A 16,799-nucleotide genomic window follows, 5' to 3' on the forward strand; every position below is an offset into this window, starting at 1 on the left:
AGTGAATACCATGAACATTCATGTAGACGAGACGCTTGGCTTGTTCCATCTGCAGTCCAAGGATTGCAGCTATATTATCCAGCTTGTAGAAGGATATCCCGCACATGTTTATTGGGGAGCCCGACTTCATCATGACAAAAGTCTAGCAAGTTTACTGGAGCTTAGAGAGCGCTGCTCCTTTTCCCCCAATCCTGTTCCTTCCAACCGTACGATTTCCCTGGATACGCTTCCCCAGGAATATCCCCAGTATGGAACAAGCGACTTTCGTCAGCCTGCTTACCAGGCTGCACTCGCGGACGGATCCCGGATTACGGAGCTAAAATATAGTGGTTACCGCATTGTAGCAGGTAAACCACAGCTAGAAGGACTTCCTGCCATTTATACCGAATCGGATGATGAAGCGGCAACCCTCTTTCTGATCCTTGAGGACAAATACTCGGGTCTTAAGACCACACTGCTTTATACTGTATTTGCGAATCACAGCGCTATTGCCCGGTCTACTCTTTTTGAGCATAAGGGAAGCGCTGTCATGAATATTGAGCAAGCAATGAGTGCCTCTGTCGATTTCGCCGATTCCAACTACCAAGCTCTCTACCTGTCCGGAGCTTGGGTGCGGGAAAGACATATCCAGCGCCGCGACCTCGGACCTGGTGCCATTCGGTTGGAAAGCCGCCGGGGCTCCAGCAGTCACCAGATGAATCCCTTTCTCGCACTGCTTCGTCCTGATGCAACTGAAGATCGCGGAGATGTGTACGGCTTTAGTCTGGTCTACAGCAGCAACTTCGTCGCACAGGCAGAAGTAGAGCAGTTCAATCAAACCCGTGTAAGTATCGGAATCAATCCCTTTGATTTCTCCTGGCGACTTGAACCGGGTCAGTCATTCCAGACCCCTGAAGCCGTATTGGTCTTTTCCGAAGAAGGTCTTGGGGGCATGTCGCGTACCTATCATCGACTCTACCGCACACGTCTGTGCCGGGGTGTTTACCGTGACAAAGAGCGCCCTATTCTCGTAAACAATTGGGAAGCCACTTATTTCAACTTCGACGCCGATAAAATCGAAGCGATTGCTAAGGAAGCGGGGCCCCTTGGTATTGAGCTCTTTGTTCTGGATGACGGTTGGTTTGGCAAACGCGACAATGACGACAGTTCGCTTGGGGACTGGTTTGAGAACCACCGCAAGCTGCCTGGCGGTCTTGCTGACTTAGCCAAACGGGTTAATGAACAAGGATTACAGTTTGGTTTGTGGGTAGAGCCGGAAATGGTATCTCCTGATAGCGAACTGTACCGCAACCATCCCGACTGGTGCCTGCATGCTGAGGGTCGGCGGCGGACGGAAGGCCGATCCCAGTTGGTGCTTGATCTCTCCCGCAAGGAAGTATGCGATTACTTATACGATACACTTAGCTCCGTATTCTCAATCGCTCCAATTACTTATGTCAAGTGGGATATGAACCGTAATATGACAGAGATTGCTTCGGCTACAGCTTCTGGCGAACGGCAAAAAGAAACCGCACACCGTTATATGCTTGGGCTTTACGATTTGCTGGAACGCCTGACCTCCCGGTTTCCTAACATCTTGTTCGAAAGCTGTTCCGGAGGCGGCGGACGGTTTGATCCCGGAATGCTTTACTATATGCCGCAAACATGGACTAGCGACGATACGGATGCGATTGAAAGATTGGCTATCCAGTACGGAACAAGCATCGTGTATCCAGCCAGCACCATGGGGGCACATGTATCGAGCGTGCCGAACCACCAAGTGGGACGAATCACCTCCCTCGCCATACGCGGCGACGTAGCAATGAGTGGCAACTTTGGCTACGAGCTTGACCTTACGGCATTTACAAAGGAAGAAAAAGAGCTCGCTGCCAAACAAACCGCGCAGTACAAGGAAATTCGTTCCCTAGTACAGCAGGGGGATATGTATCGGCTTCTTAGCCCGTTTGAAGGCCGGGGCGATACGGCCTGGATGTTCGTTAACGAGGACCAGTCAGAAGCATTTGTCGCTTACTTCCGCGTGCTGGCTGAGCCGAATGGGCCAATCCGGCGACTAACTCTAAAAGGACTTGACCCGGAGAAAAAGTATACAATCGAAACCGGGGCGACGGGCAACACAATAGACCATACGAGTAATACCTTGGCGGAAGACGGCGTCTCCCCTTTCAGCGAAGCGCTCGGCGGTGAATTTTTTGGAGGTGACCGCTTAATGAAAATTGGGCTTGTTGTCTCGGATCTGTCAGGAGATTTTGTCAGCTCTACCTTCCGGCTTAAGGCTGTCCCCCACTGATAACGGATGAGCCAGTGACGATAATAGGACGGTAAAAAAATTAAAACAAGGCAGTCCGATTCTCTGGTCTTCCTTGTTTTACCATTAATCCGATAAATTTGTATTATTGTCCTCCATGACATTTTGCTGTAATTCTCTGATTTGAACATTTCGGGCATTGATCTGCTTCCAGCTCTAGCAAGGGATTATCAGCTTGCAAATCCGAATGTGCGTTTTGATTTGACACAAGGTCATCTTGGCGATATTAACGAGCACTTCGATAAAGGCCACCATAACGTCCCGGTTTGAAAATACAGGTTGCAAAAATTGATGCTTATCTTCAAAACAAGCTCGCGTAAATCGCGGGCTTTCATACAAAAAAAGGAGAAACCCTACGTCTTGGAAATGACCGGGTTTCTCGACAAGCAGAGTTCCAAATTATTTACTTTGAAATTGTTTTTACAGAAGCAGTTATTTTGTAATCGAGATTTGTTTGGATACAGCGTTATAGTTCACCTGATAGCCAGAAAGCTCGCTAATGACTCGTAATGGAACCAGCGTGTAGCCGTTAATAATAACCGGAGCTGTGATGTTCGTCGAGTAATTCCGGGAATTGTTTAACTCGTACACTGCAAGGGTCGAATTCTTGACTTGAAGCACCACTTGTTTGCCGTCATCAGGACGGTTCAGAATGATCTTTTTAGTTGCTTTATCATAGCTTACCTGATAGCCCACATGTTCACCAATAAAGCGCAGCGGAACCATTGTTACCCCATTTATGATTCGCGGAGCTTGAGCCATCGTCGTAGCACGACCATCGACATAAGCTGATTTAGCCCCAGGTGTCAGGATAAATGAAGTTGAATATGAGGAAAACGCATTGTTAGAGTTTGAGGACGTCGTACCGGAAGTGGTTGTAGTAGTGCTCGTCCCGGACGATGAACTACTGGTACCAATCGCTCTATTGCGAATAGCTTCCAGCCGATCCAGCAGGTCGCTTTTACGTGTCCCGCTCGGCAGATCACTGATTGCGTCTCTGGCAGATCGCCAGTCGGAAGCATTCAGACTGTTTTCCGCAATACGCATCAAATCTCTTGCTTTCTCATAGTTCGATGAATAGGATGATGACGATGACGAGGAATAACTATCACCGTCTGCGCGTTCCGAGATCTTAACACCGCTAGATTCCCTTCCACTGCTATTTACCGTTGTGACCTTAATCTCATACCAGCGTCCTTCACGCAAACCCGTAATTTTATAGGATTCGGAGGATGTAGTCCCCTTGTAGTCACCATCAGCATATATTTTTACTTTTTCAGCCGAACTCGGCATATCGTAGGTGATTTTGATCCAGGTATCACTCTTGCTATCTACATCAAGATTGGATACTTCCGACGAATTGGAGGACGTGCTGTTCGTTGTAGCCGTCAGCCTCACACCGGAGGACAATGCACCTGTGCTTCGCTTGGACCTGATCATAAACGTGTACGTCTGGCTTGCCGAAAGATTGTTGAATGTGTAAGACGTTCCTGTTGAGTCTGTAATCAGTGATCCGTCCCGATATAAACTAACCGTACTAATTCCGCTAGGTTTCGTCCAGGAAACAGTCACGCTATAGTTATTAACTGATGTCACTGAAGCTCCTGTCACTTCTGGCACCGTATCGACGGTGAGCGCTGAGGTCGTAACCGGAATACTGATGCCTCCAGATATGTTGCCGGATTTGTCTATAGTCCTGATCGTTACGTTATAGTTTGTGGACGCAATTAATCCACTGAACGTATAGGACGTCCCTGTAGTTCGCTGCACTTCCTTGCCATTTAAATAAATAATGGCTTGACTCAGGTCAGCATCCTTCGGCAATATATAATTCACTGTAAAAGCGTTGTAACCCACATTCGTCGCTGTCAGCCCGCTTACCTCTCCTGGTGGTGTCTTATCTACAGGAGCATCAACGGAAGCTGTTTTAGTCTGTACTGTAATACCTTGAGATTCATTACCACTCTTACCCACCGTCCTCACTCGGAAGGTATATGCCGTATTCGGCTGTAAGCCGCTCAGCGTATAAGAGTTACTTTGAATGTTGTCTACATACACAGCGTTACTGACACCGATCACCTGTACATGGTCAAAATTGATGTCCGACGGGTTAGTCCAAGACAAATTCACTCTTGTTGTATCTAACGCAGCCACAATCAGATTGCTTACCTCCGCTGGTGCAACACTCAGAGCAGCGGATTGGCTCGCCAACGCATCTGTTCCTCCCCAGATACCATATCCCGTATTTAAAATCAGTGTAGCCGTTGCGAACGGAGCCATCCATTGGCGCAAACGCTTCTTATTCATGATCTATACTCTCCTTGATAACAATATGTATTTGTCTAACCAGTAAGCAAGCTTACAAAAATCTACTACTGTAATACATCACTGTAAATATTTAGCATGGTCTAGTAGGTGTTCATTCAGTATTTATCGGAATATTTATAGGAAATGTTTAGGCTGATCCACTCCATTGAGTTATACTTCCGTTCCCGGCTAACAGTACAAGCTCTTGCCCCAATAGAAGAATAAGGACTTGTATACATAAAAAGACCGCGCCCAGCGCGGATACCAAAGATAATCGTATGATTGATGAGTACCGGAGTTAATAGGCAATATTCCGCATATGTTGTAGCAACAAAGCCATTTTATCTAATACAAAAAACCTTTTACTTCTGGACAAATCTATCGCTTCCTCCCCGTCTGCTATTGTAGCCGCTGATGGATCGGGTGGCTACCTTTCTCTAATTGAAGCCTTATCTGCTCAAGCAACTCTTGTTATTGCATCCTCTAACCGTACCCGCATTGAAGGAAATAAAATGTTAGGTACTGCAAGTATTTTTGCCGTATACTCTGATTTTATAGGGGATGGCATATCCTTTATACCATGGATTAGAGATTGTTTATAATATTATCTTGGATACCCGTTTTTTTTGGCATTGAACTGGATCAGCTCTCTGGCGGTATTAACGTGATGTTTATCAATCCAGCATTCATTTAAATGAAATCATATCCAATGGAAAATGGGGATTTTGGTATTCAGGTTACGAAAGAAACTTCTCAAAATCGTGTTTATTTTAATCAAAATTTAGGCACTTATGTTCAGCATTCCTTATGGACAGAGGGCAATAATTTTTTGGAATAATATTGCCCTAAGAAAAAATTTTATGCTTATACCGTTGTATCTATCCACTCATTCATGCCAGCCCACTGCGGTTTCCGCTTCTGCAAACCATAATCGTTTCTTGCTTCGGATCAAGCTCATGTAGTCTTCCAAAATGACCTCCTTAACGGCTTTTTACGAGAAGCTGAATTGCTTCCTTAACAAATTTATCTGTATCTCCACCAGCTTCTTGCTCTTCCAATATACAACGTTGCAGATTCTCTGCCACGATTTGGGCAATCGCTTTATCTGATGCGTTACGTACAGCAGATAACTGGCTTACTACGTCCTTGCAGGACTGTCCTTCATCCATTAAACGAAGCACCCCACGCACCTGACCTTCAATTCTTCTCAGGCGCGTTTTCAGTTCATCACTATAATTGTAATCCATAAGGTATAGACTCCTTTTTGATTTAATCATATACATGTATAGGTATATTATAAACCAAAAAAATAATTAGGGCACCCTAAATGAATAGATTTACCTTGCCCTGCGAAGCATCCCCCAGGTAGGCAGCTACGCCGGCATATTCCAAACCGTCCATCAGCTCTTCCTGTTGCAGTCCTAGCAGATCCATAGTCATGGTACAAGCCACGAGCTTGATTCCCTGCTCTTGTGCCAGCTCGATAAGCTGCGGAAGGGAAAGTACATTATGCTTTTTCATGACATGCTTGATCATCTGCGGGCCGAGTCCTGCAAAATTCATTTTGGACAATGCAAGCTTTTGGGAGCCACGCGGCATCATCCAGCCAAAGGCTTTTTCGAGTAGTCCCTTATTCGTGCGTACGAGTTCCTCCTTACGCAGCGTATTTAGCCCCCAAAACGTAAAGAAGATGGTCACTTCATGGTCGTAAGCTGCCGCACCATTCGCGATAATAAATGCAGCAATAGCCTTATCCAGCTCCCCGCTGAATAATACGATGGTGGTTTTTTGCTGAGTATGTTCCTGATTCATTCTGTAAGCTCCTTTTTCACTGCAACTTTTTTATTTAAATTCCTAATATGGAACTCCAAATCTTAATGGCAGTAAGAAGGATCAATACCACTAAACTGTATCGCAAAATAACTGGATTGATTTTCGCACTCCATTTTGAGCCCAGAGGTGCGCCGATCAAACTCCCCAATACCGTAAAAGCAGTTACGATAATCGGAATGTGGCCCGTTGATATTTTGCCTATCACACCGCCAATGGCGGAAATGAACACAATAGCGAGTGAGGATGCAATGGTCGTTCGGGTAGGAACCTTAAGCACGGTTAACATAATGGGAATTAAAATGAAATGATATTGATCACTTGGGAAGGCCTTCTTGCGCTGAAAAATGCGCTACGCCCAAGCCAGCCGGGACAAAAAGCAATAACGGATAATTGACAATGGCTGCGCCTATACCCAGGTTAGTTGATGACATTGTACATACCTCCGCTTATTTTTTGGAGGGGAATGTAATCTGAATTTTTTGTTATACATATACCCCTATATGTATCGAATTAACGAATCGCACTCTCTTTGTCAACCTGTTTGGCAGTTGGTGTTCGCAGTTGCACGAATGAGAGTGCCCTTGATATAGCCTCATCATAGATATTATTGACGTTTTTTCAATGCGAGTATTGTATCCTTTATACCTGTTTCAAAAGGTGTCTTGGGTATAGCCCCTACAACACGCTCGTATTTGCTACCGTCCAGCACTACAGGTGTTTGGGTCAGATATAGCATCTCTACGATTTCACGAATCACTGGATTAAATAATCCGATCAGACGAAGTGCGGTTTTTCGCAGTGGAAAGACAAGTTTAATTTTACCGCTTTCTTTTTGTGCAATCTGAACAAGCTTTTTGCTGGAAATCACACCCGCTCCCGGTATGTTCCAATTTTGACCGTAAGCTTCTTCCCGGCTGGCTAATTCCACGATCATCACTGCTGCATCGGGCAGATACACATATTCGCGTGGGACATTTAATCCTCCTATGAAAATAGCCGGTTTTCCAGCAGCCACAGCCTCCATCGTTAAACCTAAATAAGAGGATTTGTTGGCTGTAGGTCCGTAATAATCAGGCAATCTTGCAATCATAGGCCGTGCATGCTCCCAGCGAGAACTGAAAATAAGCTTTTCAAATTCCAGCTTGACTTTTCCTTTGCGGGTATGAGGGTTTTTGGGATGTTCCTCATTCACTAAGGGGGTCAATGCCTTGCCGTACGGATAAATTCCGTCTATGATGACTATTTTCTTCCCTAAACGGTTGGCCGCCTCCATGACGGATTCTCCCAAAGGAAGCTGGCGTGCCTCCATTTCGTGGTATGGAACAGCCGCACATTGGAAAATAACATCTGCATCCTTGACCGCAGCACTAACCTGATACGGATCGAATACATCGCCTTTATAAACAGACAGATGCTTTGGCTGACCTAATGAAGCTTGTAATTGCTGGAGCTTGTCGGAAGAACGTCCGAAGGCGATGGTTTCAATGCCTCTGTTGAGAAGTTCATGTAGAATTGCCAATCCAGTTCCTCCGGTTGCACCTAATACGATTGCTTTTTTCATTGAGAACACTCCTTAAATAGAATAATTATTTAGTGATTAATCAATAACAAAATGTGATAAAATAGAAGTTAGTGATTGATCAATTACATGATATTAAAATAAACGAGGTTAATCGTCTATTTTCATCAGCTCCGGCAGATCCAGCGACATTGAGATATTACAAAGCATGCCTCTGGCCAGAAAAAGCATCGTTCTTTCCAATGCCTGTTCAATACCTGCATGGCGGAAAGCATCATATACCGTCGCATGAATTTCACGGAATCCCTGCTGCATCACGCTCACAACCACATCCTCGTGGATGGTCTGCGCCTGCATTTGCAAAAGGATTTCATTGCGGTATTCCATCATAATTTGCGAATATGCTGCAATAAGCTCCTGCTCTAGCCGTTCAGACGAGACCGAATGAACTACTCGGTGAAAAGAGTCTATGATGCGTGCAAATGAAACCTTCAGCGCTTCAATAAGCAAAGCTTCCTTGGTAGCGAAAAAACGGAAAACATATGGCTGAGAAATGTTGGCCCGTTCAGCCACTTTGGCTGTTGTCGCACGATAGTAGCCCATCTCCGCAAACACTTCAATTGCGGCGGATATGATTTCCTTTTGACGATTTATTGATGTTAACGTAGCTTTGGTCATGAAATCTCCATCCTTTTGTTCAACACAGATTCAGATTAGTGATTGATCAATTACTAAATCCAATATAAACGACACTGCACGAAGATGCAATAGTAATCGCTCAGAAAAATAAGTCGCCTCCGGGATGATTACGGAAGCGACTCTTTTATTGTGTCTCAGATTATGGAGTCATGGAGTTAAAATACAATCTGACATAGTTAACCTTTTGCGTTTTTGTCTGATAGGAAAATACTAAATACTGATCAAGTCCAGAAGCATTTTTAATGGTATAACTGGCTTCAGCGGTGTCGGGTATGTCTTTGGATGTGTCGTTCGTTTCGGTCGGCTTACCCAGTTCCTTAATGACTTGATTGATAGCCAGCTTTTTATAAGAAAGATCGGATGATGTAATCTCTGTAACCTTATCGCTTCCATCCAGTACGATGTCCGTATGATGCTTGGCGTAGCTCCGTAAATGGCCGGTAGAGCCTGACTCGGATTTACCCCACAGCTCGAACAAAAGATCACTGCCAGTTCCCAAACCAAGACCCTTGGGCAAGTTCGGAAGTGTCCCCTGCTTGGCTGCGCTGAATATGGTTGCTGGGTAACTGTGTGTGTTATTAGATGGTGCTGCACTGCTGGCAGGTGACTGATGGGCCGAAGATGAGCCTTGCTCAGACACCTTTCCGGTATCTTTGGAATCTGCTGCACTTGGACTTTGCTGGTCTGTGTCCGAACCTTGCTTGTTCGTATCTGCACTCTTACTATTATCGTTCGTTTGCTGAACCGAAGAATCGGTAGATGGTACAACCGCACCTTCCGTAATTGGAGCAGTTGATTTTGCTTCTCCGCTATTGCCGCATCCGGTGATGGCAGCGAAACTTATAGCCATCAAAGCAGTAGCTGCGACTAGCTTATAGGGCAGCTTTTTTGGTTCATGTGGTTGATATGAATTTTTCATCATGAGATCACTCTTTCCTTGTTTCAATGAGGTACAAACCAAGTGTAACCGAACCACATTTCCAGAATACCTCTACTTGTTTCCAACTTGTAAACAAGGACATTGAAGATCATCCAACATACACTATTTGCGATAGTACGATCCTAGCTGTTGTTTAGAAAAAGGATAAGGAGAGTTGCTATTCTTCAACCATATATTCCCTTTTATGATGAAGATATATACAGCAAAAGCAAAGTAGATCGTCCCCCAGATCCAGTCTGTTGCGGTGGGTGCATTGTACTTCACAATATCATGAATGTACCAGATTCCGACTGGAACATGCACAAGCACTGCCGTAAACAAGCCCGGATTATATAAGGTCTTTGCTTTTATATTCACAACAATGCCGTGCCAGACTACCTGGAAGAAACCCATAAAAACAGGTGCGAGTCCAAGCCATATCACGTGTGGAAACCATACGGGGAGTAAATAAAACACATAGGCAATCAACACATTAATAATCATGGCTGATTGGGTGTTTAAGGGGTAGCGATCCGGGGTTTCACTTTTAAACATGACGTTGTTAAACAAACCGGCAAAATATCCAGGCCAGCGATACTCCTCAAATTGATGAAAAAGGATGGCTACAAAGCTCAACCACAAAATTCCTGTTATATCCGAAAAGATAGCTCTGTTCATAAGTAAACCAATACATACGATCACACCGATGATAGCCCCTGCGTCCTGCCAGTATTTTCTCAGAAGATTCATAGTAGTCACTCCAGTCATTTATTATTTCAGTATTTTGCAAAATCCTCATTTATCAAAATATCTATCAAACAACAGGTTTAATTGTTCCTCGATTGATGGCATTTCCACAGCCGCTCCAGATTCAAGAATCGGGCTCATCAATGCGGGAAGAAAAATAGCCCCAAATATTTGCAGCATCATCGCTAACAATCGCTCTGGCCGTTGCTCACCTGTCAACTCTTTGAGCGTACTTTGCACCTTGGGGAAACCCATCATGTTTAAAAACCTTCCGTATTCCTGTTGGGATGTGAAGGGCGTGCTGCCCATGACAATGACTCGTGAGAGAAGCTCCGGGTATTGCCGAATGACTTGTAAATAATCAAACAAAAATTGTTTCAGTCGATCTTGGGGTGGGATCGCTGTATTGTCCAAAATAGAAAAGGTGTGCTGAAAGCCACTTAATATCACTTCAATGGCTTCACTGAGCAGATTTTCCTTAGAGCCAAAATAATAATTAACCAGAGAAATATTGGTGGTCGACAGGTCGGCAATTTTCCTGATTGTAACGGCCTCGAATCCTTCCTTTTTAATGAATTCAAGCGCAGTGTGTAATATTTTTTCTTTGGTTTGCTGTTTTTTGTCTGTGTTATTCATGGTTCTCCTCCTCTTATCTGGTCCAATCGGAGCGGATTGAATAGACCAGAATTCATAAGTTAAACATAATTTAAAACATTGTTTAAATTTATGTTTGAACTCAGTTTAGCACTTTATATTTCGCAATACAAGCGCAGTTTGGTATTTAGCATATACAAAAACCCGCAAACGAATAAGATCGCTTGCGGGTTGCTTTCAATCGAGATTGAGAAAAGGTTTAAATCGCCCAATTTCCTTTGCGGAACACGGCCTCTGTACTTCCGTCTTGCAGCTCACCGTCAATATCCAGCTCAGCCGAGCCGATCATAAAGTCAACATGGGTCAGGCTGACATTGGCACCGTTCTGGAGCAGCTCTTCCCGGTTCATTTGTGTTCCTTTTTCGAGGTTAAACGGATACGCACTGCCGAGCGCCAAGTGACAGGAGGCATTTTCATCAATCCCAGTGTTGTAAAAGATCCGATTGAGATTGGAAATCGGCGAATCGTGCGGCACCAGTGCGACTTCACCCAAATAGCTGGCCCCTTCATCCGTAGCCAGCAGATGTGTGAGATGCTGTTCGCCAGATTCCGCTGTATATTGGGTAACCTTTCCATCCTTAAAGGTAAATGTAATGCGATCCACCAGCTGTCCGTTCAAATTTAACGGCATTGTGCTGGTGACATAACCATTTACACCTGTACGTTTAGGCATTGTGAATACTTCTTCTGTCGGCATATTCGCCACAAAGTAGTCTCCACGCTCGTTTTCACCACCACCGCTGCGCCAAATATGTCCGTCGGCCAATTCGATTTTCAAATCTGTTCCAGACGCGCGGTAGTGCAGGCTTTTATACTTTTTATGATTCAGCTTGTTTTGCAGCTGTTCGAGATTTTTCAGATGATTCTGCCAATTCCGGATGGGATCGGAGCCATCTACACGGTTCATTTGAAAAATGGTTTCCCACATGACACGAATACGGTCCTCTTCCGCCACATCAGCAAACACTTTATCGGCCCAAGCCTTCGTCGGTGCTTTGATCAGGCACCAGCTGATTTTATGATTTCGGGTATATTGGGAAAAGCCTTCTCTCGCCGTTACCGCCGCCTTCGTTGCACGCGATACTTTTTGCGGATCAATGCCTTGATACAGATCCGGGTTCGGCACCTTGATTGTTAGCGTGGCCCCACCCTCCTCGGCGAGTTTTTCCAGCATGTCTGCCTTCCAGGCCGGGTAGTAATCAAAGCTGGCTTCGTCACCATGCTCAAAACGGCTGCGCGTAATCTGATCGTCCTCGAACTCCACCTGCACATATTTGGCTCCTGCTTCATAGGCTTTGTTAACAATCAGGCGCGTAAATTCGACGGTTTCCAGTGGTGCAGTGACCAAAAACACCTGTCCATGCTGGATGTTGACACCTACTTTTACGACCAGTTCTGCATATTGCTCCAGCAATGCTTCAAATGAACTCATTTACCCACGCTCCTGTTCCGCATTTTATGATATTTACAATCTACAATTACAGTACAGACTGCTTCTCCAGTTCACGCAGCTCCACTCTTCTTATTTTACCCGAGCTGGTTTTGGGAAGCTCCTGAATAAACTCTATTTTTCTTGGATACTTGTAAGGTGCTGTCGATGCTTTCACATGATGTTGCAGTTCCTTCACCAACTCCGGCGATCCTTCTACTCCGGCTTTGAGTACAACGTAGGCTTTTACAATATGTCCCCGGATTTCGTCAGGGCTGGCTACCGCAGCACACTCCTGTACAGAGTCATGCTTCATGAGTGCTTCCTCCACCTCGAAGGGACCGATGGTATAACCAGAGCTAATAATGATATCGTCACCGCGTCCTTCAAACCAGAAGTATCCATCCTCGTCCTTGCGCGCCCGATCTCCTGTAACAAAATAGTCTCCATGGACACTGACCGCTTTGCGCTCTGGATCAAGGTAATACGTATGGAATAATGCCGGCAGATCAGCACGCACTGCAATATCGCCCACTTGGCCCGGAGCCAGCGGAACACCGTCCTCGTCTACGATCTCAACCAGTCCTGGGGCAATGGATTTTCCCATTGAACCTGTGCGCAAAGGCGCGTCCTTCAAATTACCGATAATCAAAGTGCTTTCCGTCTGGCCGTAACCGTCACGAATTGTAATGTTGAACTGCTCCTGAAACTTGTTAATGACCTCCTGATTAAGAGGCTCTCCCGCAGAAACTGCACTGCGCAATTGGGACAGATCATATTGATCCAGACCATCCGTCTTCGCCATGATCCGATATTCGGTTGGGGTACAGCATAACACTTGAATCCCGTATTGCTGTAAGAAGTGCAAATAGCGCCCCGGACGAAATGGACCATTATATATGAATCCGGTCGCTCCATTTCCCAATACGGATAGAAACGGACTCCAAATCCATTTTTGCCATCCTGGCGCAGCTGTAGCCCACACTGTATCCGAGGCTTGGATATCCAGCCAGGGGGATGTAATCCGAAGATGGGCATATCCCCAGCCGTGGCTATGTACGACACCTTTAGGGTTTCCTGTGGTACCGGAGGTATAGGCCAAAATTGCCATGTCATCCCGGTGCGTTTTCACAGCTTCAAAGGTATCTTTCTGTCCTGCCATCAGCTCATTCAGCGCCAGCCAGCCGGGTTCAGCTACTGTGTCATCGCTGGAAACCGCAATACGGTAATCCAGGGAAGGCATATCCCCGTCTACTTTGTCCACTTCACCTATTACTCCGGTCCAGGCAATCACCCCGCGTGCTTCTGAATGGCGAAGTCGATAGGCAATATCCTTGGCCCGAAGCATTTCGGAAGAAGGAATAACGGCAAGTCCCAGCTTTAAGCATGCCAGGTAAATCACATACGCAATAATGCGACGTGGTACTATGACCAGAACCCTGTCTCCTTTGTTAAATCCCAGTCCTGCAAGTCCTCCAGCCAGTCGATTAGCTTTTTTGAGCAGCTCTCCGTAGGTGATTTCCTCATAGTCTCCTGTTTCGCTTAACCACTTGAGTGCTGTTTTGCTAGCGTCATGATGTTCCATTTCCGAAGTCATATTGTAATATTCAGGCGCAAGCCATTGCTGTTGATCTGTCAAATTGTACATTCCCCTTTATACATAAGATGAGAGCCACGATCTAATCTTATTATAACACGTCTTAGTACCAGGTTCTAAACCCAAGATCATTTTTCAGGAAAAAATAAAGTCCGTAGAAGTGAACGACAAAAAGAAAGAGCCTCGTTTCAGACTCTTTCTCTTTTGCTGCGATAGAGTTTTTAAATCTGGAGCTCCACTACTGTAGATGCGACTTCTTGCCCGTTCACAAGCAGTATAATACGGTGTGCGCCCGGGTAATGGCGGCGGGTCGTCAGGTCTGCAAAACGGTGTGTCCGCATACCTGTAAGACGGGTTCCTCCGGTAACAGTTTTGTCGGAAAGCAGAAATAATTTACGCGAGACTTGTCCTCTCGCCTTCACAAAGTCGACGCCGTATTCAATGCGGACTCGCACCGGGTCACCTTTTCGAAGTTGCAACACATAGCTCAGCTCACAGCTATCCCCGAGCTTTAACACAGCCGGATCGGCGGTAAAAGACGCTTCCGTGACTAACGGTGATCCGTTCGTTTCTTCGGCATAGCCAAACAGCGCCATCACCTCGGGGCTGGACTTGCGAATCAGGGTTCGGCAGCCGTGGCGTACAATCCAGTCGGTGTCGGGATGCGTACCTTTCCATCGTTGCGCTGTTGCAATGACCGCTTCGGGATGGTCCTTAGCGATGTCGTTCAGGTTGTTGGCTACACTTTTACGTACATACAGTGAGGGATCAGCTTTCAACAGTTCCAGCACGGCCAATACCGGAGCTGGATCGCCCTTAAATATGGGCAACGCCTGCCCCCATGGCAGCCGTGGACGACAGCCTTCACTGGAAAGACGGCGGACGTGCTCGCTCGGATGCTTCGCCCAGACCGTCATCTGGCGCATCATTCGTTCTGGCTCACGAAGCAGGAAGGGCCTAACGGCAAACTCCGCAGATGACTTCGGCGTGAAGCGTTCCAGTGCCTCCATGGAAAGCGCCCAATGCTCCTCCCCCTGCCCGTACACCTCCACAAAGTCTGGGAAGAACAAGTACGGGAAACCGCTGCAATGCTTGTCTATGGCAAAAAGAACAGCCAAGGCTGCTTCATAACGACTTGGCAAGAACGTTCCCAATGTTAGTGAAATCCGCCGCATCCGGGCTTTTAGTTCCAGCTCATTCCACGTCTCGTCCATGACTTGATGGATAAATCCCTGTGTATCAAACGAGCTATAAGCAGTTTGTACTCTTTCACCGAAAAGGCGAAGAAAATTCTCTGTATATATATTTTTTAAAGGTTCAGCCATCTTGTATCTCCTTTTGTATCCGAATGTAAACGATAGATTCATACCTTCGTCTATGATAACCATAAACGACGCTCCAACACCAGCACCAAAATGATCTGCCTCGACGTGGCGAAGCCAGACATACTAAAAATGCCAGGCCCTGTGATGAGGACCTGACATTTTGCATGCGTGGCTTATGAATGGCGGGGATCAAGCTTTAGCTTAGGTCCTCAGTAACGGGGGAAGGGGCTGCTCTTCCAATCTCCTCTGAAGGAATCTCAAACTGACGAATATCCTTGACCAGAAACATGATCAATCCGCACAATGTGGTAATCAGTCCACTGAAAAACAGGACCTCACTCAGAGCAAAACGTAAAGCTAACGCGCCACCAATCAAGGCCCCTAATGGAAGAGCCGCGCTCGACAAGGTGTTTAAAAAAGCTGTAACACGTCCCAGTAGCGGCAGCGGTGTAATAATTTGAATCAAAGACGTTTGCAGTACATTGATGATGCCTGTAAAAATGCCTAATAACAGGGCTGCCAGCAGCTTCATCCACATCTCCGGCACAATGGAAAACACGTAGATCGCCAGCCCCATGGCTACCCAGGAAACCGCGATGGTGATGCCGTTCTTTTTCAATACACTGACCAGAAAGGAACCGACAAAAATACCGATAAAATAGGCCACATAAAGCAAGCTGTAATAGATCGGTGAGCCATAGGATACAGCGATGGAAGGCATGGCAATCACCAAGATCGCCATCGAAAAGTTCGTCAGAGCAAAGAACGGAAGCATAATTCTCAGGAAGGTGTGCCTTTTGACAAAAAGATATCCTTCTTTCAGCTCCTTCAGATAGTACCCCAGCTTCAGTGAACCCCTACCGTTAGTGTCTTCCACCGCAGGAGCGTCGATTTGCTTGTTGAGTCTGACATACACAAAGCCTGCCAGAAACAGCATCGCGCTGGCTAGAAAAAACGTGTTTTTCATCCCCATTGCGATGATGAGCGAGGCTCCGGCCAGATATCCGGCGATATTAATCACCTGATCCGTCGACGAAATCATGGAATTCGCCCGGACAATCAAATCCGGCAAGCGTACCAGTTGCGGCAGCATTTTACTGTTGGCCGGATAAAACAGGGTAGAGAAGCAGGATGCAATAAAAACAATAACAAGAATGGCGACCAGATGAACCATCCCGTCCTGAATGAGAAACGGGACGGCCAAAATGAGCACAGCCTGTGTAAACAAGGCGATACTGGCCAATAATGGCGGCGAATAACGGTCCACCAAAGGACCCACGAGAAAGCTGAAAATCGACGCCGCAGATACGGCGGTATACGTGAAGCTGGTCATCGCTACCGATTGCGTCGATTGCTGTACAAAATACAGCAGGACGATAGAATAAATGCTGTCCGCGATATTGGCAGAAGTACGGGAAGCAAAGAAACGGACAAAACGACTATTCTTAAACAATGGAGTCACATC

13 protein-coding genes and 1 pseudogene are annotated in these 16,799 nt (G+C 46.0%); 1 reads left to right on the forward strand and 13 read right to left on the reverse strand.

Going from position 1 to position 16,799, the window contains the following annotated elements; genetic code table 11:
* Positions 1-10: 10 nt before the first annotated feature.
* A complete protein-coding gene (locus tag HPL003_RS21465) occupies positions 11-2,287 on the forward strand; it encodes an alpha-galactosidase (RefSeq protein ID WP_014281866.1) in 2,277 nt (758 codons plus the stop codon).
* A gap of 450 nt (positions 2,288-2,737) precedes the next feature.
* On the opposite strand, the gene HPL003_RS21470 is transcribed toward HPL003_RS21465, so the two are convergent.
* The 13 genes and pseudogenes from HPL003_RS21470 to HPL003_RS21530 all read right to left on the reverse strand — a co-directional run bounded on the left by HPL003_RS21470 (position 2,738) and on the right by HPL003_RS21530 (position 16,796).
* Positions 2,738-4,612 carry a fibronectin type III domain-containing protein gene (locus HPL003_RS21470; protein ID WP_014281867.1) on the reverse strand — a complete coding sequence of 625 codons (1,875 nt, stop codon included), beginning with the start codon at positions 4,610-4,612 and terminating at the stop codon, positions 2,738-2,740.
* Positions 4,613-5,592: 980 nt separating this feature from the next.
* On the reverse strand, positions 5,593-5,859 hold the full coding sequence (locus HPL003_RS21475) for a metal-sensitive transcriptional regulator (RefSeq protein WP_014281869.1): 267 nt from the start codon (positions 5,857-5,859) through the stop codon (positions 5,593-5,595).
* Between the two features lie 76 nt (positions 5,860-5,935).
* On the reverse strand, positions 5,936-6,424 hold the full coding sequence (locus tag HPL003_RS21480; protein WP_014281870.1) for a DsrE/DsrF/DrsH-like family protein: 489 nt from the start codon (positions 6,422-6,424) through the stop codon (positions 5,936-5,938).
* Between the two features lie 34 nt (positions 6,425-6,458).
* A pseudogene (locus HPL003_RS21485) lies at positions 6,459-6,749 on the reverse strand (TSUP family transporter); the annotation flags it as partial.
* A 300-nt stretch (positions 6,750-7,049) separates the two neighbouring features.
* The gene (locus tag HPL003_RS21490) at positions 7,050-8,006 is read right to left on the reverse strand and encodes an SDR family NAD(P)-dependent oxidoreductase (protein ID WP_014281873.1); all 957 of its coding nucleotides are present in this window, start codon (positions 8,004-8,006) and stop codon (positions 7,050-7,052) included.
* A gap of 108 nt (positions 8,007-8,114) precedes the next feature.
* Positions 8,115-8,642 carry a TetR/AcrR family transcriptional regulator gene (locus tag HPL003_RS21495; protein ID WP_014281874.1) on the reverse strand — a complete coding sequence of 176 codons (528 nt, stop codon included), beginning with the start codon at positions 8,640-8,642 and terminating at the stop codon, positions 8,115-8,117.
* Positions 8,643-8,802: 160 nt separating this feature from the next.
* Complete coding sequence (locus HPL003_RS21500) at positions 8,803-9,585, reverse strand: DUF4309 domain-containing protein (RefSeq protein WP_014281875.1); 783 nt, start codon at positions 9,583-9,585, stop codon at positions 8,803-8,805.
* A gap of 120 nt (positions 9,586-9,705) precedes the next feature.
* Positions 9,706-10,332 (reverse strand): HXXEE domain-containing protein, encoded by a 627-nt coding sequence (locus HPL003_RS21505; protein ID WP_014281876.1) that lies wholly within the window; start codon positions 10,330-10,332, stop codon positions 9,706-9,708.
* A gap of 45 nt (positions 10,333-10,377) precedes the next feature.
* Positions 10,378-10,965 carry a TetR/AcrR family transcriptional regulator gene (locus HPL003_RS21510; protein ID WP_014281877.1) on the reverse strand — a complete coding sequence of 196 codons (588 nt, stop codon included), beginning with the start codon at positions 10,963-10,965 and terminating at the stop codon, positions 10,378-10,380.
* 217 nt (positions 10,966-11,182) lie between these two features.
* Positions 11,183-12,415, reverse strand: coding sequence for an aminopeptidase (locus tag HPL003_RS21515; protein ID WP_014281878.1), 1,233 nt, complete (start codon positions 12,413-12,415; stop codon positions 11,183-11,185).
* Between the two features lie 46 nt (positions 12,416-12,461).
* Complete coding sequence (locus HPL003_RS21520) at positions 12,462-14,051, reverse strand: acetate--CoA ligase (protein ID WP_014281879.1); 1,590 nt, start codon at positions 14,049-14,051, stop codon at positions 12,462-12,464.
* A 179-nt stretch (positions 14,052-14,230) separates the two neighbouring features.
* Entirely contained in the window at positions 14,231-15,334 is a 1,104-nt protein-coding gene (locus HPL003_RS21525) for a DNA alkylation repair protein (RefSeq protein WP_014281880.1), read from the reverse strand.
* Positions 15,335-15,530: 196 nt separating this feature from the next.
* The gene (locus HPL003_RS21530) at positions 15,531-16,796 is read right to left on the reverse strand and encodes an MFS transporter (protein WP_014281881.1); all 1,266 of its coding nucleotides are present in this window, start codon (positions 16,794-16,796) and stop codon (positions 15,531-15,533) included.
* Between the last annotated feature and the right edge of the window lie 3 nt (positions 16,797-16,799).

Origin of the sequence: Paenibacillus terrae HPL-003 (genome assembly GCF_000235585.1) — a bacterium.
In the GTDB taxonomy this organism is placed as follows: Bacteria; Bacillota; Bacilli; order Paenibacillales; family Paenibacillaceae; genus Paenibacillus; species Paenibacillus terrae_B.